Below are 17,826 nucleotides of genomic sequence, written 5' to 3' on the forward strand. Positions count from 1 at the left end.
GGCTTGCCATGTTGAACTCTCGCACATACTTCGGCACGGACGGCGCGCTCGTCATCAGCGATCCGACTGACCTCGATCAGGCCGTCTTCACCAAGTACTTCGGTGAATCGGGGCTCGTCGGGCATGTCATGGGTGTTTCCCTGTGTGTCCAGACGGAAATCAAGGCTGCCTACGAAATAGGCAGGCGCTCGCCATCGGAACTGCGCGCCGGAAACATATCGATCAGCGGCTCCGTCGAGAGGGCTTATATCAACGGGGCGATGCTGAAGTTGATGATCGGGCAGTATTCGGACGCCGAAGAAGCTGCTGGCTATCTGATTCCCTCATTCAGCATGAAATTGATTCTCGACAACATGGCGCCGGCGGGCGATGCGGGCAACAGCATCATCAACGTGTTCGGCGTGATGTTTGACACATGGCAGGCGAACCTGCCGGAGGACGACTTCATGCTCGAAAGGATGTCATTCCGTGCGCGGCGCATTTCCGTGGCTGACAACGAGGTTTCGTGATGAGCAGCGCCGCCTATATCACGCCTGAAGAGCTCATGGCCGGCGGGCGCGCGGCTTATGACGTCGATGTGCCCGCGCAGTTATGGCAGCCGGGCGACAGCGCCGATTTCGCGCCCGTGCAGGCGACCGCCAGAGTGCGGTTGCGTCCACTGACGGTGAAAGACATTCAGATCATCGCCAAGGCGGCGAAGGACGATGACGTGCTCACGTCGATGCTGATGATCCAACGTTCGATGGTGGAGCCGGCTGTGAAACAGTCCCAGGTGGCGGAACTGCCAGGAGGACTCGTTGCGTTCCTCGTCGACAAGATCAATCGCATCAGCGGGCTTACCACGACAGACGATCAGTTGCTCGCGCTCAGGGATTCCCCCTTGGTGCAGGCGTTCTTTGTGCTCGCGCGCGAATTCAACTGGACACCCGACCAGGTGCGAACGCTGACGGTGGGGCAGATCCTGGGCTACCTCGAGATGCTCAATGTTCGCAAAGGAGGCGTCCCGAAATGAGCCGCATCGCCTCGCATCATCTGTGTCATTGCGCAACGAGTGTGTCTACGCTCAGGAATCGGCTTTTACGTGGCACGCGCATGATGCGCAGTGCGCAGTCCGCCAGCATTGCAAGCAGGGTTTCACAGAATCTGCCACAGCAGTTGCTGGCGGAGGACCTCTTGAATGTGCTGGGTGAGCCTCTGCGCGCGATAGCCGCTGAGCCTGAACCCGACGATACGACGGCATCGCGCACGCATGCAGGCGAGGTTCATGCTTGTGGTGCGGAGGCGATTGGACATACTTTACAGTCACCGGCCGAAGAGAGGGGACGCCCGCCGGATCGAGCCTTGGGCCTGGCGCCCTTAGCGAACACGCGGCTGCCGCAGCCGCATGGGTCGGACGGTTCGCGTTCTGTTCCCGTGCAGCGCCCGACGATCGATGTGGCACGCGGTGCGCGTCAGGCTCGCTGCAAGCTGGCCGCTGCAATCGACACATACTGGTTGCAGGTTGTGGCGGCCGAACCAGCCCCAGCGGGGCGCGCGGCGACTACGAATCGTGAACAGGGGGAGTGTGCGGTTCCGTCACGTGGACATGCCGACGAGAGACGGATGCTGTCGCCGGATCGGCTGGCGCGCCGACTGTTCGAGTTCGAACGTTCAGGCGCGTTGCCAGAAACCGACCGATCGTGGGCGTCGACGCGGACACTCGGAGCATTGCGCGCCGATGACGGCGAAATACGTTCGGTTGCGGTAAGCGCGGGAGGAGAGCCCGTCGAGCGCTCGGATGACCTGGCCGAGCGCATCGCTGATCTGCTGCGCGATCAGGCTGTCGCGCATGGCATCGACCTGACATGAAGATCACACCCATGATCGGATCGTTCACGCTCGAGGGCGTCGAGTATATCGAGTCCTCCGAGCGGCTCGCGCTCGTCGAGCATCGGGTGCCTGGCCTGAAGGGCAACTATTTCCAGCAGCTCGGCTCGGTTCCGAACGCAATCATCGTGCGCGGCACGCGGTTCGGCGACGACGCACGCGACACGTTTTTGACCGGCATCCGCGACATATTCAACAAGGCAGAGCCGACAACATTCGTCGCGGACATCAACACTGCTACCGACATCACGGACGTGTTGCTCGAGGATCTGCACTTCGCCGAAGTAGGGGGTGGTCCCGACACGTTCCAATATGAAATTCGCATCCGCAAGTACGTCAAGCCGCCCGATCCGCCGAAGACCGACCTGCTCGATACCGGCATTCTCAATGACGCCATGGGCGCGCTGGATGCTTTGGACACGCTGGATTCGCTCGCGTCCGCGTCGAGTCTCGGCGATCCCACGCCGCCGCTCAGCGACGCGTTGAAGAGTGTCGAGAGTGCGACGTCGGAACTGCCGGCCGTCCTCGATTCGGTCAACGCGCTAACGGGTGCGCTGCCTTCCAGCGAGCCGAAGACGGACAGTCTGACGGCGGTTGTTGGTGACGAGGTGTCCGGCACGGGCGTAGCGGGTGTGCTTGGGTTGCTGAAGAAGCTTGACGGTGGCGCCCTTTCAGCGTCCCTTTCGGTGAATCTTGGTGACTCTTTTTCCGCGAAGGTAAGCGTTGACGCGCCGCAGGGAACGGCAAACGACGTGAGTCAGGTGCAGGCGACGGTCGACGCGGTGCCAAAAGACCCGTCTGCCCTGATTGGGCCGCTGAGTTCGAAGCTCGACGGTATCAACAAGCTTGCGACATCGGATCTGGTTGCGCACCTGCAGGGCGGACTCGAGGGAATCGAGACTTTGCGCTCGGTCATGCCAGAGGACGCGTACATGCTGATCTCAGAGATCGTCGACAACGTCGCGAGCTTCAAGGGCGAGTTCCTCCAGGGTGAGTTCTCCGAGATTCGCCAATGGAGCGATAGCGTCAAGGCTCTTTACGACGAAATCGCGCCGCTATTCGAAGGTGGCGGAAATATCGAGGATCGGCTGATCGAATTTCTGCGACAGAAAGTGGATGGCGTCATCGCGCTGTTGCTACCAGACGGCAGCGCGCATGGTCAGATCGTCAAGGGGATCGAATCCGCGTTGAGCGTGGACATCGTCGCGCATGTTGCCGAATTGAAAGCGTCTCTGCTCGAGAGTCTGCGGCTTGCCAAAATCGAGTTCGATGCTGGCAATTTCACCAACACAGTTCATCTGGGCAACGCTGTGGACACGTTCCGGCAACTCGCCGGCACGCTCTCGAGCTTCACCGCGAGTGTGCGCCCGGTTTTTGACATCGACGTAGCTTCGCCGGATGTTGTGGCCCGCAAGCTCGGTGATCTTTACGACAACTTCACCGCCATCAATCTTGTCGATCTCGGCAATATCCGGGACAAGTTCGCGCGTGCGATCAGCTCTGCGGAAGAAAAAGTGAACGGCCTCAAGCTGGACGTGGTGGAGCAAACGATTCAGCGCGTGTTCGACAAGATCGACGCGGCCCTCGGCAAGTTCAATCTCGACGGCTACGCCAGCAAGCTTGACTCGATTCGCGAGCAGGTCGACGGATTGCTCCAGAAGCTGGACGGCGCATTACTCGAATGCGTGGCTGCCATGCGTAAGGTGTTCACGCAGATTCGTGAAGCTATCCGCAATCTCGCCGACAACCTCGGCAGCTATGACGAGAGCGGCAAGTTCCATTTCAAGGTCGAACAGGAAGTCACAACATTTCTCGAGGGAATTCGCACGCATCTGCACGACGCAATCGCACCCATGGTTACCGAGTTCAAGGCGACTGTTGCGTCGACCCTAAACCAGGTGCAGTCGGCTCTGGGTTCCATCACCAGTGAAATCGAGAAAGTGCAGGCCGATCTGAAGGGCTCGCTCGATCAGGTGCATGGCCAACTGCAAACCGTGGACGTGAAAGGCACGATGGACACGATCCGCAAAAAGCTCGATGAGTTGCTGGGCAAACTCGGCACCGTCGACTTCGACATTGTCGTGAATCCCGTTATCGACGAGATCAACTCGATGGGCGCGGCGCTCAAGAAAATCAACATCTCGTCCATGAACGAATTCGCGATCGGTGCACTGAAGGTATCGGTCTCGGTCGTCGTGCATATGAACTTCTCGGCGGCGATCACAGACGTTCTAATGGCGCAGTTCGACAAGATTATCGCGATGCCAAAGGATGCTCTGGTGCAGGTACAGGGGAAGGTCGAAGGATCGATCCGGCAGTTTGGTGCGATCGCCCCGCAGGCGCTGCTCGCGCCGCTCACAACTGTGTTCAAACCTGTTCAGGAGCAACTGGACGCGCTGAATCTGGAGAATCTGATCAAGCCGCTCGATGAGTGGTATGCAAACCTTGAACAGTCGCTGGACGAAATCTCGCCAGCGGCGCTTCTCAAGCCGCTCATCGATCTGTTCGATCAGCTCAAGGCGGCAATCGGAGCAGTCTCCCCCGCGCAGCTCGTCGCGCCATTGCAGGCAAGCATCGACGGGCTCAAGGCTCAGATCACGGGCATTGATCTGCACGGCGTGGCAGCGGGCCTGGAAGGCGGTTTTGACAAGCTTATCGCGCAGATCGACAAGCTGTCGCCAGCGCAGTTGTTGACGTCGCTGGTGAAGGGCTTTGATCGCATCATGGCTGCCCTCGATGCGTTCTCGCCAGGCACACTCCTGCAACCGTTCAATGAGCTGTTTGGGAAGATTGGCGTATTGCTTGCGAACATCACCACCGAGCAAGTGCGCATCGTGTCACAAGTGTTCGACGCTTTGCGCGAGGCGATTGCGGTATTCGATCCTGAAGGCGTGTATCAGGTGCTGCGGGAGAAATTCGCGGCCCTTGCAGCGGTTGCGGACAAACTGGACATCGGCAGTTTGATGGCGTCGATCCGGGGTCCGTTCGAGGCGTTGAACGTGTCGTTCCAGGCGAAGGCGGGCGACAAGGAAGTGTCGCTTTCAGCGAGCGTCAACGGGCTCAATCCGTTGCGGGATCCATCTATCGGCCAGGCGGTGAGTGACCTTCAGTCATTTCAGGGAAAGCTGGTCGCAATGGCGGGGGCGCAGCCTCCGGTCGCACTTGTCTCACGATACAAAGAGATCAAGGAGAAGCTTGAGTCGCTCGTGCCGGTCTGGGCGAAATCGGGTATTTCTGCGGACTCGGTGCGCCGCGCGTTCGAAACGGCGAGTCCGTTGAACCTCGCGGCAGAGATCGATCACCTATACGACGTGCTAAAGCAGCGGGTGCGCGTCTTCGAACCTCGCGCAATTCAGACCCGTCTGCAAGGCTCGTTCGAGAAGCTGAAGGCGCCGCTGCTTGTGCTCGATCCGCGCAAGCTCGTGATCCAGGTGCAGGACCTGATCGCGACGATCGGCACGCGTCTCGATGCAATCGATCTTGAACTCGTCAGCAGGGAGTTGCAGAGTCTCGCTGATGAGATTGTCAACGTGGTTTCAGGACTCGATCCGCGGCCGATTATCGCGCAGTTGCAGGGGCTGATGGACGAAGTGAAAGGTGGTTTCGACGCACTGAAGCCGTCGACGCTGCTCGCAGACCTGGTGCCTGCGTTTGAATCTGCGAAGGCGGTCGTAGAGCAGTTCAGCCCGGCGCGGTTCATCGCGGACATTCAAGCTGTGTTTGACGATATCCAGAAGCTGCTGCTCGAGATCGATTTGACGGAGGTTCTGAGTCCGATCACGGATCGCCTGCAGGATCTGCGGGACAAGCTTGAAGCGGCGTTGAAGAAAACTGAAGCGGCATTCAACGGAATGCTGCAGGCGATACCGGTGTAGACCATGGCCGAACGGGGTGCACTCTACCGATGTAGCCTCTGCAGCTTCATGTTCGGAGACATGGGGCCGCAGACACCTGGTGTCGACACGTCGTGGTCGGGTAACGGAATTCCTGTCGGCGAGAATAACCTGCAATACGGGACGGTAGTCGCGCTCGTCGCCGCCACCGGGGGCGTCGATTGGGATCCGGACGCAGATGTGGCCATACGGTTCGACATCCTGCGGAAAGAGCTGACGGACACGCGTATCGGATCGATTCTGAACGAGTTCGCGAGTCCCGCTAGCGGCGAGGCCTTCCCACTAATCGAGCGCCGCTTGACGTGCAGGATTGTCGTCCGATCGTTCGAGCCTCCCGAAGCGACTATAAACCAGTTTGTCCTGCAGCACCCACTAGACTATCAGCAGTACATGCTGATCCTGACCGACTGCACGGAGTCGGACGCGGCCCAGATCATCACGTGGTGGACGATCACAGATGTCGATGCAGACAACTCGGAAGGGGATTTCTATTTCGTGGTGAATGTTGGCGAATCCTTCGATGACAAGAGCAATCCGCCTCTGCGGGTACGCGGAAAAAGGTCCACGACGCAGCTCGTCGAGGATGTGCTGGATTCTACTGAAGAGGACGAGGAAGACGATGAGTCGAATGCAGCCGATGCCGGGGATCTAGACCCTGACGTCTATGCGGACCTGCCGCCGATTCCGGACGCCGCCATTGATGAGATCTCGTTCCGGGAGGCCGCGCTCTCGATCGTGCGCGACTCCGGCGTTCTGGATGAGCTCACTCAGCAAGACCGATCTTATGACGACTCCTCGGCGGATAAGGCCGGAGCCGCTGTCACTGAACCAGCGAATGGTTTGATCTTTCCACCGGTCGACGTCCTCAGCAACGAGTTTGAAAGCAACGACGCGGCGACAGATGAGGAATTCTCAAGGCCCCAGGATCTCGGTCCGTACGGGACTGGCTGGATGTTTATTCATCCAGACGATGATCCCACGCATCCGGACGATCGCGTGGAGAAGGGGCCTACCGATCTGGATGCCATTACGCTGCTCATCCTACGCGATGAGAGCTGGACGACGCTGAGCCTGGATACGCGGAATGGTTACCGGATGTGTTACCAGTTCGACAGGGCTATTCACTGGGGCCGGACGCTGTACGCAGTAAAGACATTCGCGATACTTGAGCTTCCGCTGTTCGACCGCCGGCTGCGCGGACTGGTCGAGAAGCGCGACCCGAAAGGCATTTTTCGAACTGCCTACATCGTTGCACCGTTAATGACGCCATTCTCGACGGCCGAGCTGGATCGGGGGAATTTCGACGGTCTGCTGGACAGCGTCTACATCCGTTACGTGAAGGCGGTCATAGAGGTTGTGATTCCGTGGGCCCCGAGCGAAAAATGGTATGCGGCCTTGCGCGTCGTCAGCACGGTGCAGCGGGAGCTACTGTCTCCGGTGCGGCCAGACTATGTGTATCTGGAATTCAACCGGCAACTCAGTGCGGTTAAGGACGAACCACCGGAGGATCCAGATCTGCGCGAGAAGCTGCGTAGCGCTGCTTTTACTGCAGTGGATGCGGCTCTGGTGACTCATGATGATGAGGCCGCCGAACAGGCACTTGCGGCCCTCGATTTTTATGCGTTCGGCCTGCTGACGCGAGAGCGGCGCCGTGAATTGATCGCATTCGCGATTGGGCGGCTTGGAGTCAGGGCGAACGATAAGCTCGATCACATTCTGCTTGAACTGTTCAAGGCAGCAGAGGACAAGAAGGAGATCGACGACATCGTGCTGCAACTCGGACCGAAGAAACTGACCGCGTTGGTCACGGGTATGGAGTCCGAGCTCTGGCGTCTGCTGACGCTACTCGGTGACAAGCTTCCGCTGCAGAAAGCGGACGTGGAGTTCGTGGCGACTATTCTCGAGCTCGTGTTTTTCGGGAAGAGATCGACATCGGGAATGGATGCAGCCAAGAGGGGCGCCGCATTGAGTATCGGCCCGGCGGGAATGGTCGTCGCGTCGGATTTCGTCGCGAGCCTGTATCAGGGAGCCGTGCGTCTGGTGAGGTTTGTCGAGGGAACGGTCTCCGACATCATCAAGATGGTAACCAATCCGCGTCAGATCATCGATGCAGCCGGGCAGTTGATGAAACTATTCATGACGGTCGAGATGGCACGGCTTCCCGTTCCCGACCGTCAGCCGAACGAACCCAAGTGGATGACGAAGCTACGCAAGGATCGCGACGACGCGCGCAAATCCATCGCCACGACGCTGGATAAGGTAAGCAAGGAGTTTATGAAGGGCTATTCCGCCGCGATCTATCTGAAGCTCGAAGAACAGATCGTTTTGCGGGTCTATTGGACAGTGCTGTGGGAGGTGCTTTCCCTATTCGTTGGCGTGGGCGAGATCAAATCTGCGGTCAATGTGGTACGCGCGGGGATCGAGGCCGGCTCGATCTCGCTCATAATCGAGAAGATAGGCGTGAGTGTGGGCACGCGCGCGGGAGAGCTGTTCAGGAGTTTTTCGCGCATGCTGGGGCGCGAAAGTCGGCTGATTACTTCCGAAGAGGAGGCCATGCGCGCGCTGTCGCGACTGTCCAAGGACGAACTAAAGAAGATAGAGGTGACGCTGGCGAACGCAGAGGGAGGAACTGCACTGGAGTTCAATCAACTCCTGAAGACGGACGCGGATTTTATCATCGCCAAACGTCAGGAAATCGAGGCGTGGGCGGTTATTACCCGGAAAACCGCAGGACCACTGCCGCACGCAGTAGAGGATGTCATCGCCAAGATGACCAGCGTGTCCGGAGTGACGGAAAAAGAGCTGCTGGCGATTGTCGAAAAACTGCCGGACGGAGAGGGTGCGCGTTTCATTGAGGCAGTGAGAGCGCTATCGCCCGAGGCGCTTACAGGTGCGCAGGCATACGTAAATCCCGCGTTTTTGAAGCAACTTGCAGCGCGACCGGATTGGATGCAGGTGATACGGCGCGGCGACCAGGCGATCTTCAGCTCCATATACCGACACACTGCAGGTGACGCGACGAAAGTCGATGACATGCTGCGCGCTCTCGACGACGTCGCCGCGAAGGAGCTTCGGTCGACGGTCGCAAAGGTGGAAGCGGGTGATCAAGCCGTTCTCGATCGTCTCGCTGGATCGAAGAAGCCACCTCTGGAGCCGCCGGGGAGGGTCCAACCGCAGCTCGAGCCGGCAGGCGTCCATCGTGAAATCCGCGATCTCTTTAACAATGAAGTTGACTTCTATATCGAAGCAAACGGCTTCGACGATGCGACGCGCACTGCGCTCGACAAGCTCGCTGACGAAGAACGCGGCATGTTCCGCAGTCTGGTGACCGACCTCCGCAAGAGTCCGGGCCAGCGCAAGGAGCGCTTTCTGAAGAAGCTCGGGGACGCCGGCTATACGCTCGAGGAGGTTCAGGAGGCCGATAACGCGCTCGAGTTGCTTAACAAGGAGTTTCGCAGTCACGTGGATTCAAAAGTCGGCGAGGTTCTGGGCGATGCACAGATCGACACGCGGCTATCGGGTGTCAAGAAATATCAGGACGCCGGGCGTGTCAAAGTGCGAGAGATCGATCAACGCATCAAGGAATACAACCAGCGTAAGCGCAGTCGATTCTCTTCAGGCGAAGAAAAGAAGCGCGCGGCCGATCGCGTCTCGGCGCTGAAGCGGGAAAAGCAACAACTCAAGGATTGGATCAAAGACACGGACGCTCGGCGCAAGGAGCTCGCCGATCTTGCGCCCACGGTGAAAGACAGTCCTTTGCTGCGTGATCGGCTTGCACACGGTGGCGACAAGGCGCTGTTCAGAACGTGGGCGGATATGAAATTCCGCCCCAAGGGCCGGCCGCCCGTGAAATCTACGTTCGAGCGATACTTCGTCCGCCGCATCGGCGAGTTCCGGGGCTACGGTGGTGAAATGGATCTGGCGTGCCTTATGGCGGACGATTTCGTGCTTCTAAAAGCCCCGGACTCCTTCGTGACTCGCACGGGTCTCGATCTGGTTGCCCTGCGCCGGGGTGAGAAGGGAACGATGCGGACCTTGGCAATACTCGACAACAAATCCTTCGCGATGAAGGTGATCGACGACGTCTCGGCACTGACACGGAATCTTGTCAAGAATCTCCGCAACGACGCGGCGGAATTTCGCAAGGTCGCGGCCGGTCTTGCCAAACCTCAGCGGGAATACACAGAGATGGCCGATCGCATGACGAAGGCGGCGAATGAACTGGAACCGTTGCTGAAAGACGTGTCCTTTGGCGCGAAGTTCAGCCTCGAAGCCGAGGCGCGCGTGCTCGGCATCCTCAGGGAGAACCGTATTCCGACTAGTGATATATCGGTCGTGACGCGCAACCTCGCCACGGAGCTTAGGGGAGAGGCTCAGGGATTTCGACGGTTAGCCTCCGAGTTTTCCGATGTATCGCCGGACTATCTTGATGCAGCTCGGCGCATGACGAATGCCGCAGATCGCTTGGAACCCATTCTGGCGCGCTACCCGCGCGGCGTCCCGCTCAAGCTCGCAGATGAGGCGGAGATCGCAAGTATTCTCGCGGACAACAAGATGCAGATTTTGGTTACGAACGTCAGCGGCAAGTCCGAGGAAGTCAGTCCGATTTTGGGCAAACACATTCAGATGTGGAACGTGCAGGAAGCCGCGAGGGCGCCTGCGCTGCCGGCGCCTCCCGTGCCTTGAGCTTTCACTACGACGAGCGACGAGCGATGGATACAGCGAGCTACAAAGTAAAAGTCAACAACTGGGAAGTCAGCTCCGCCGACGACCCACGCACGGAACTCCTGCGCCTCGATTGCCGCACGGGCTTCGGCGACCCCACTTCGTGTGTCGAGATCCTTCTCTATCTCGTACCAGCACCCAAGCCCGGGCTGCTCGAACAGGCCATCGGCGCGGCTGCCAGCGCCTTGGACCTCAGCGACGCGGTTAGTGAGCCCGCTTTCTCGATCTCGGTGCGAGGCATCGAAGTCAAGCACAACGACACGCTACTCATCCAACTCGCCAACGGCGATCGCTCGTCGACCGTGATGACAGCAACAGTGGACACCATCCAGTCCACCCTCGAATACACCCGCATCGTCGCACGCACCGCGCTACACACGCTTGCCTGCACGCGCGTGAACCACACGTATCAGAACCAGTCTGTCCGGCAAATCGTGAACGATCTCGCTCAACAAGCGAGCGTGGACGTCGGCGACGTGGACACAGGCAGCACCTATCCGTGCTTACCGGTTCATGAATCGCGCACCGTACTGGGCACGCTCACGGAACTCGGCAAACGCGAGGGGTTCGATGTCTACGTCGACGTGGACAACAAGCTCACGATGAAAGCCTATTCGAAATCGAGCGCGGACCACACCCTGTACTACGCCATCGATATTCTCAGCCTCTCGATGGACCACCGGCCGCAACAGCCCGTGCGCGTCGTGGTCGTCGGCGAGAGCCCATCGAGCAGTCAGGGCAGCAGCGCGTGGCCATGGATCGTCAGGGACTCGTCGTCCGTCAAAGGTGAAGTCGGTAGCGGCAATGCCTTGCTCGCGCTGCGCGACGGCGCGTTGCGCAGCAAGGACGCGGTGGACCTGTTCGCGAAGCAGAAATTCGGCGCCGCGAAGGACGTCACGTCGCGCGGTCGCTGTCGTCTTCTGGGCAACCCGCTCATCAAGCTCGGCGACGCCATCGAGATCAAGGACGCGCCAAAACCAGAGCTCAACGGCCTATTCAAGGTTACACAAGTGCGGCATGTGCTGAGCAAGTCCGAGGGCTTCCTCACGCACGTCGAATTTTCCGACCAGGGCGGCGCCGCGAGTGCGGACAGCCTGCTTGGCAGCCTCGGCAAGCTGGCGGGAGCGATAGGCATATGAGCGACGACATGGTACAGATCATTCGGGCAATCGTGAAGGATCAGCTGCTATCCCTGCGCACGCTGGACCTGGCCGTGGTCACGAGCCAGTATCCCCACGAAAGCCAGTCCGACAACAACAACTACGCATGCGATCTGGAACTCCGCGATTCCGGGCTCGAACTCAAGAAGGTACCCTTGAGTACCGGTCGCGTCGGCGCCGTGGCCATCCCGAACAAGGACGATGTGGTGCTCGTCCAGTATCTCGGCGGTGATCTCCAGTCGCCGGTTGTGACGGGTAGGGTGTACACGGACGCCAATCGGTCTCCCGTCGCGAAGGCCGGGGAATGCGTCTATGTGTCATCGGATGACCCGGCTTCAGGTGTGCGTCGTGCTTACCTTGAATTCCCCAACGGCAACAAGCTCACGCTCGACGACGACACGCTGCGCGTCGAGATGGGAAGCACCACTGTCACCGTCAATCACGATGGCGACATTGAAATCGTCTCGGAGGGGAACCTCAAAGTCCAAACGGAGGGCGATACCACTATCGAGGCGACGGGCGATCTGTCGTTGAGCGCGTCTGGAGACCTGAAGCTGGAAGGCACCAACGTCTCCCTGAAGGCGAGCGCGAACGCGACCGTTGAAGGCAGCGCCGGTGCGACCGTGAAGGGCGCGGCCGTGAAGGTCGCGGGTCAGATCAGTTTTGCAGCGGCGTAACGTACATGGCTGGACCTCCCGTCACCGTTGGCTGCTCGGTACTGCTCTCACCAGGGCTCTTCGGCACGCCTGATACCGGCACCATTATCTTCATTCCCCCCGGTGGGCCAACTGCATCGGGCCAGCCACTAGCGGTGACCGGGGCGGTATGTCTGATGGTCTATTCGGTTCTCGGCACGCCGTATCCGATGACGATCGGCGCGTCGACGAGCCAGGTAACCGCGTGTGGCCAGACGCTCATTCGGATGGGCGACATGATTCCGTCTGGTCCTGGTGTGATGACGATTCTCGGGCCGCCGGCTTCGCCCGGAGTCGCGGACAACACAGGCTAATGCCATGACGGATCTTGCTTATCTCGGACGCGATCTGGACCTCGGCTTCATCTTGAACGAAGCCGGCCAAGTCTCGGTCATGCCGTATTCGCACGTCGATCTGAAGCCTACGCCGCGGGCCGGAGTGATGCCGAGCGCGGTCGACATAGGCATCGTGCAAGGTAAGGCTGCGCTGGCGCAGGCGCTCATCATGCGGCTGATGACGGAGCGCGGCGAACTGGAGGGCCTTGGGCATCCCGACTACGGCTCGCGTCACCACAGTCTGATCGGCGAACCCAATATCGAACGCAATCGCAATCTGGTGAAGCTGTACATCCTGGAGTGCGTCCGCGAGGAACCGCGTGTGGAGCGCGTCGTCTCGCTGGAGGTGACTCTGGGCGTCGGCCGTGAGAATCGCGACAAGGTCGACGTTCGGCTGGGCGTCAAATTCAAGGGGGCGCCGGACGTCACGATCCTCGTGCTGCCGTTCTCCTTCCGGGGGCCGCTCGAATGACTTTCGTCGCGCAACCTTACGAACAGTTCGTCGACGACTTGCTGACGTCGCTGACGGGCGGCGTCATCCGCGAAGAACATCTGTTTCGCGGACCGGACGAGAGCTATAGCCTCGGCGCGGCGGACGCCGTCGATTTCTCGATTCGAGTTTTCGGACAGCGCAATGAGACATACGTCCTGTTCGACGCACAGAACGACTACAGCTTCGACAGTGCGAACGCTGCCATCCGTTGGCGAAAAAAGGCGCGTCTACCCGACGAGCAAAGCTATTTCTACGTCAACTACTATCGCCGCGAAGTCACGCCGTCGCTCACCGATCGCAACCCTGGCAGCGTCGTCACGTTGCTTTCGCAGGCAGTGGCGCGCGAATGGGCCGTGCTCCACAAACAGATGGAGGAGATCTATCGCTCGGCGTTCGTCGAGCTTGCGGCGGGACCGGCACTCGATCACGTTGTCGCGCTGATGGGCATCGAGCGCCGGGACGCGAAGTTCGCGAGCGGCGAGGTGGTCTTCAAGCGCACATCGCCCGCGACGGGCGACATCACGGTGCCGGCCGGTACGGTCGTTTCCACGGAGCAGGCCATCAGTTTTAGCACCACGGAGCGGCGCACGCTGCGCAAGGGCCAGCTTTCCGTCTCGGCGCCCATACGTGCGGAGATGGCGGGCACCGACGGCAAGGTGGACGCGCTAAACATCAACGTGCTGAATCGGCCCATCTTCGGGATCGATTCGGTCAGCAACATCGCGGCGACCGTCTTCGCGAGCGAAAAGGAAACCGACGAAGAGCTTCGCCGCCGCATGCAGGCCACACTCGAGCGTGCGGGCGGGGCGACCGTCGAGGCGATTCGCTACAAGCTCATCGAGGACGTCCCGGAGGTGAACGAAGGCAATTTTCAGATCACTGAGAATGCACAGTCGCCGGGCGTGGTCGACCTGCGATTCGGTCTTGAGTCGGGTTCTCCAGACCTCGTGCGAAGAGTCGAGGACGCGATATTCGCTGCGCGCCCCGCAGGCGTGCGCATCACGCACAACCTCCCGACAGGAAAGCTGTCGGCGGGTGGAACCGATATTTCGCGCAAGGAGGCGCAGGCTGATTTCATACGAAGCAAGCTCGCGCCTGCGGAACCTCTTGGCCCTGATGTGTTGGCGGAGATGCCGAACGGCATGATGCCGCTGCGCATCGAAGTATTTCTGCGGCTGGCGCAGGCGAATCTCTCCGCCGCCCAGAAAGAGACGATCGAAGACGGCGCCCGCCAGGCCATTCTGGCGTACGTATCTTCACTGCCAATGGGCGAGGCGGTGGTTTACAACCGGCTATTGGCGAACGTGATGAATGTGGAGGGCATCGACGACGCAGATCTGCTGGTGGGCGCCGAGTTTCAGGGCAAGTTCCAGGGCCGCCGGGGCAACATCGGCACCGACAACCGCAAGGCGCTCATCGACGCGCAGCACATCTTTGTCGGCCTCATGGACGAGATTGTCGAACTGACTCTTGCGATTGCCGTCGAGGCAAAGGCGGGCACGACGCCATCGCCAACGGCATTGCTCGCATCCATTAGCACCGATTCGCCAGCGATGCACGCAGTCACCGACGCCGTTGCCGCCGTGCTCGGCAGCACGAATTCTGTGCTCAAGCGTGCCGTGCTGCTCGACTCGATTCGTGCCGCGCTAGCCCAACAGGCGGTGCCGCTCCAGATTGCGGCGTCGAACGGACTTACGATGAGCTGCCGGTATGTGGAGTCGGGCCGATTGCTGAAGAACACGGAGGAAGTACCGCTGGGTGAAAACGAAGTTCTTCATCTGCAAACTCTGTCTATGAAGCTCGCGGGGGCCCTCGATGTCTAAGACGGACCGCATCCTCACCCATCTCCCTACGTTCTATCGCGCAGGTCATCGTGGCAAGCTCATATACGAAGTAGTCGAAAATCTGGCGACGCCCGTCATCGAGGCAGATACATCGCTTTTCCGCATTCAGCGCGCGCACCGTCTCAAGGTCGCAGAGAATGTCCAGGATGTTCTGCGTCTCGCGGCGGCTCTGAATCTCACGCCGTTCCACTTCGAAGACATTACGTCGAACACCAAGCTGCCGTATGACGAGCGCCTCGCCCAGATGCGCGAGCGCATTGTACGTATCGCGCGTGTGCACCTTGCGGGCCTTGGGACACCCGCGGCCATCATGGAAGCAGCGGCCATTTTTCTGAATGCGCGGCTCGTGGCCGGACAACCCGATGCGCCGGTCATCCGCCATATCGATCGCGAGCGCTACAGCCACGAAGCGCTGTTACAGATCAGTGGCACGCCGGACAACGCAAAGCAGCGACTCGCCCTGCACGAGAATCCGCTCGCCCGGCGCAAGTGGAATGCACGCGAATGCCGACCGATGGATCACTGGCCGCTTGAGAATCGCGGTGCCGAGCCGGCATCCCTGATCATCACGATCACCGGCGTCGGTGAGCGAACAGTGTGCCCAGAGATTTTTTCGCCGGTAAGCGGCGAGGGGATCGTCTTCAATGGCATCGTGCCCGACGGCCGCACGTTGCGAATCGACGCGTACTCGGGCGCTTATCTGAATGACGTGCCTGTCGATGCGTGGATCTGGCATTACCAGGGCGCGCAACAGGATTTCGGAGCGTTCGATGGGGCAATGCTCGCGCAGGAAGAAGGCAGCGATATCGGACTCCTTTCTGGCGATCCCGACGAAGCCGCAAACGGCGGCGCGCGTGCGCGGCCGACGCCGCGCCTGCCCGTGGGCTTATCCGAGTGGTACTTCAACGTGTCGCAAGGTGTATTCGACGGCGCGCGCTTCGACGGCACGGTCTATCACCTGCCAGACGATCCGATCGGCATTTACGACAGCGATCCGGTGTTCGATGCGAGCGTGTTCGAATTGCCGCCCAGTGCCGTTGTTGCGGGCGGCTGGGACGAACGCCAGCGATGTGCGTTCAAGCTCATGTTGCCCAGCACAGCCGGAGCGGCGGATGGCGCGGCGAATCCGACGAACCGGATCGCCAGCATTCTGCAGAGATTCAAGGCCGCTGGCATTCGCGCCTACGTCGACACAGCGCGGCCGGCATGGATTCTCGGCGAAGGGATTCTGCGCAGCGCCGACGCAAAAGAAGGACCTGGCATCGCGAGCGATAGCACCACCCTCAGGTCCACCACAGATGACCTCTTCGTTGAAACCGAGGCGGTCGTCTGAACGAAAGAGACGGAGCGATTCATGGCAAACGACTTTGCAAACATTCCCCTGAACGTCGCGAGCGCGATGGCGACGAATATCAGCGCCAAGCCCGCCACGGAGGCGCTGAATCCCCTCTTCAAGCTCGACCTGATTCCGCGCTTTCGCATTCCGCCCTCGCCGGCTCCCACGCCAGCGCCGGCGGCCGCCCTCGAGCCTTTGCCGCCCGTGGTGTTGCCTTCGGCGCCGTCAGAGAATCCGTTCGACAGTCTGCCTTTTCCGTCTCCTGGAGACCGCATTCGCGCGGATGATTTCAAACAGCTGTCCAAGGCGTTGAAGCTCGTCGCGGAAATGACCTCGCTTTCCGCATCGCTGTTCGGCATGACCTTCGGCGACGCGAAGAGCGCGCTACTCGGGCGCGGCTTTCATCTCGCCCGTGTCATGAGCGTGTTCGGCACAGAAATCGTGGATCTCGCCGACGCGTCACTGGATGCCCGCAAGGTCGTGCAAGTCGTTCCCGCCGAACTCGGCACGCATGAGCTGATGATCGTCGTTTCGGAGGCTGTCGACACGCGTCGGTACGTCCCGAATTTTGACAAGCTTACCGCTGCTGAAGCCGCGGAGCGGCTGCTCTCGAATGTCGGGCAACTGCCGGCCGCCACGCCGGTGGCCGTTCCCCAGTTTGTCGGCCGTACGCTGGACGAAGTCCAGTAAGGCGCCACTCAATAGCTGCCGGAGAATGTCATGCCGATACTTCAGAACCTGAATGCGCTCTCGCTGGGTACCCGCCTCAATAACATGCCGGGATTGGTTCTGCCGCCCGCGGCGGCTGCTGCGGCCACCGCGCCGCCCACCCCCGCGGTAATGCCGCCCACCCCCAGCGCGCAGACTTCGGCGACCGCCGCCGCTACTGTTCCTCTCATCGACGCGGCGCATCTTGGGTTGCTTCCGCAGCTCCCGCAGGCGCCGGTGACGACGCTCGCGCGGGGCGCAATTGCGCAACTGAATGCGGCGGCCGCCGGCATTCTGGCGGAAGCGGTTCGAACTATCACGAACCAGCGCCTGACAGGCGACACATTGATGGACTATCTCGAGCGCAAGGTGCGCATAGGCGAAGTGCTGGGAAATCGCGCTGCGCAATGGTCCGACACGACGAAGGCCGACTTTGCCGGCCAGAGCGGCGCGTTTCAGATGATGCCGGACCAACTGGACACGATGGACTCCATCGTCTCCATCGCGATTCTCAACGATCGCAGTCTCGAAGCCGACATTCGCGGCGAGAACACGAAAGAAACCACGCCGGACGATCTGCTGAAGAACCGTCGCATCGTCTGGCAGTCGCCACCCGCCGGAACCGTCCTGTCGCCGCCTTACATCGTGGTGATCGCAGTGGAATATCAGGATGCGGCGGCGGGGGAGTCGGTGGTGAGTTCCATTACGGACCAGCTCGGCGACTATCAGGGGTTCAAGCTGCCGAAAAGCGTAATTCAAAAGCTGTAAATC

Annotated in this window: 13 protein-coding genes; all 13 read left to right on the plus strand. The window is 60.2% G+C overall.

From position 1 onward, the window contains the following. Positions 1-8: 8 nt before the first annotated feature. The 13 genes from QCE73_RS37280 (at position 9) to QCE73_RS37340 (ending at position 17,823) form a co-directional block, all read left to right on the plus strand. A complete protein-coding gene (locus QCE73_RS37280; protein WP_309885843.1) occupies positions 9-509 on the plus strand; it encodes a hypothetical protein in 501 nt (166 codons plus the stop codon). Then, a complete protein-coding gene (locus QCE73_RS37285) occupies positions 509-1,012 on the plus strand; it encodes a hypothetical protein (RefSeq protein ID WP_309885844.1) in 504 nt (167 codons plus the stop codon). The genes QCE73_RS37280 and QCE73_RS37285 overlap by 1 nt, the downstream gene beginning before the upstream one ends. Next, positions 1,009-1,848: a hypothetical protein gene (locus QCE73_RS37290; protein WP_309885845.1), complete on the plus strand. Its 840-nt coding sequence runs from the start codon at positions 1,009-1,011 to the stop codon at positions 1,846-1,848. The genes QCE73_RS37285 and QCE73_RS37290 overlap by 4 nt, the downstream gene beginning before the upstream one ends. Then, positions 1,845-5,741: a hypothetical protein gene (locus QCE73_RS37295; RefSeq protein WP_309885846.1), complete on the plus strand. Its 3,897-nt coding sequence runs from the start codon at positions 1,845-1,847 to the stop codon at positions 5,739-5,741. The genes QCE73_RS37290 and QCE73_RS37295 overlap by 4 nt, the downstream gene beginning before the upstream one ends. Before the next feature lie 60 nt (positions 5,742-5,801). Next, positions 5,802-10,445 (plus strand): hypothetical protein, encoded by a 4,644-nt coding sequence (locus QCE73_RS37300; RefSeq protein ID WP_309885847.1) that lies wholly within the window; start codon positions 5,802-5,804, stop codon positions 10,443-10,445. Positions 10,446-10,471: 26 nt separating this feature from the next. Continuing rightward, positions 10,472-11,623, plus strand: a complete 1,152-nt coding sequence (locus QCE73_RS37305) for a hypothetical protein (protein ID WP_309885848.1) — start codon at positions 10,472-10,474, stop codon at positions 11,621-11,623. Then, positions 11,620-12,321: a hypothetical protein gene (locus QCE73_RS37310; RefSeq protein WP_309885849.1), complete on the plus strand. Its 702-nt coding sequence runs from the start codon at positions 11,620-11,622 to the stop codon at positions 12,319-12,321. Before QCE73_RS37305 ends, QCE73_RS37310 begins: the two co-directional genes overlap by 4 nt. A 155-nt stretch (positions 12,322-12,476) precedes the next feature. Then, the gene (locus tag QCE73_RS37315; protein WP_309885850.1) at positions 12,477-12,653 is read left to right on the plus strand and encodes a hypothetical protein; all 177 of its coding nucleotides are present in this window, start codon (positions 12,477-12,479) and stop codon (positions 12,651-12,653) included. A 4-nt stretch (positions 12,654-12,657) separates the two neighbouring features. After that, positions 12,658-13,146 carry a hypothetical protein gene (locus tag QCE73_RS37320; protein WP_309885851.1) on the plus strand — a complete coding sequence of 163 codons (489 nt, stop codon included), beginning with the start codon at positions 12,658-12,660 and terminating at the stop codon, positions 13,144-13,146. Beyond that, a complete protein-coding gene (locus tag QCE73_RS37325) occupies positions 13,143-14,990 on the plus strand; it encodes a baseplate J/gp47 family protein (RefSeq protein WP_309885852.1) in 1,848 nt (615 codons plus the stop codon). The genes QCE73_RS37320 and QCE73_RS37325 overlap by 4 nt, the downstream gene beginning before the upstream one ends. Then, complete coding sequence (locus tag QCE73_RS37330) at positions 14,983-16,344, plus strand: hypothetical protein (protein ID WP_309885853.1); 1,362 nt, start codon at positions 14,983-14,985, stop codon at positions 16,342-16,344. The genes QCE73_RS37325 and QCE73_RS37330 overlap by 8 nt, the downstream gene beginning before the upstream one ends. A gap of 66 nt (positions 16,345-16,410) precedes the next feature. After that, on the plus strand, positions 16,411-17,037 hold the full coding sequence (locus QCE73_RS37335; RefSeq protein WP_309885854.1) for a hypothetical protein: 627 nt from the start codon (positions 16,411-16,413) through the stop codon (positions 17,035-17,037). 30 nt (positions 17,038-17,067) lie between these two features. Further along, positions 17,068-17,823 carry a hypothetical protein gene (locus QCE73_RS37340; RefSeq protein ID WP_309885855.1) on the plus strand — a complete coding sequence of 252 codons (756 nt, stop codon included), beginning with the start codon at positions 17,068-17,070 and terminating at the stop codon, positions 17,821-17,823. Positions 17,824-17,826: the final 3 nt, after the last annotated feature.

Origin of the sequence: Caballeronia sp. LZ029 (genome assembly GCF_031451275.1) — a bacterium.
In the GTDB taxonomy this organism is placed as follows: Bacteria; Pseudomonadota; Gammaproteobacteria; order Burkholderiales; family Burkholderiaceae; genus Caballeronia; species Caballeronia jiangsuensis.

What these genes read in the sequence shown, in the direction of transcription:
- QCE73_RS37280 (WP_309885843.1), top strand. Translation starts at nt 9, where the DNA reads ATGTTGAACTCTCGCACATACTTCGGCACGGACGGCGCGCTCGTCATC.
- QCE73_RS37285 (WP_309885844.1), top strand. Translation starts at nt 509, where the DNA reads ATGAGCAGCGCCGCCTATATCACGCCTGAAGAGCTCATGGCCGGCGGG.
- QCE73_RS37290 (WP_309885845.1), top strand. Translation starts at nt 1,009, where the DNA reads ATGAGCCGCATCGCCTCGCATCATCTGTGTCATTGCGCAACGAGTGTG.
- QCE73_RS37295 (WP_309885846.1), top strand. Translation starts at nt 1,845, where the DNA reads ATGAAGATCACACCCATGATCGGATCGTTCACGCTCGAGGGCGTCGAG.
- QCE73_RS37300 (WP_309885847.1), top strand. Translation starts at nt 5,802, where the DNA reads ATGGGGCCGCAGACACCTGGTGTCGACACGTCGTGGTCGGGTAACGGA.
- QCE73_RS37305 (WP_309885848.1), top strand. Translation starts at nt 10,472, where the DNA reads ATGGATACAGCGAGCTACAAAGTAAAAGTCAACAACTGGGAAGTCAGC.
- QCE73_RS37310 (WP_309885849.1), top strand. Translation starts at nt 11,620, where the DNA reads ATGAGCGACGACATGGTACAGATCATTCGGGCAATCGTGAAGGATCAG.
- QCE73_RS37315 (WP_309885850.1), top strand. Translation starts at nt 12,477, where the DNA reads ATGGTCTATTCGGTTCTCGGCACGCCGTATCCGATGACGATCGGCGCG.
- QCE73_RS37320 (WP_309885851.1), top strand. Translation starts at nt 12,658, where the DNA reads ATGACGGATCTTGCTTATCTCGGACGCGATCTGGACCTCGGCTTCATC.
- QCE73_RS37325 (WP_309885852.1), top strand. Translation starts at nt 13,143, where the DNA reads ATGACTTTCGTCGCGCAACCTTACGAACAGTTCGTCGACGACTTGCTG.
- QCE73_RS37330 (WP_309885853.1), top strand. Translation starts at nt 14,983, where the DNA reads ATGTCTAAGACGGACCGCATCCTCACCCATCTCCCTACGTTCTATCGC.
- QCE73_RS37335 (WP_309885854.1), top strand. Translation starts at nt 16,411, where the DNA reads ATGGCGACGAATATCAGCGCCAAGCCCGCCACGGAGGCGCTGAATCCC.
- QCE73_RS37340 (WP_309885855.1), top strand. Translation starts at nt 17,068, where the DNA reads ATGCCGATACTTCAGAACCTGAATGCGCTCTCGCTGGGTACCCGCCTC.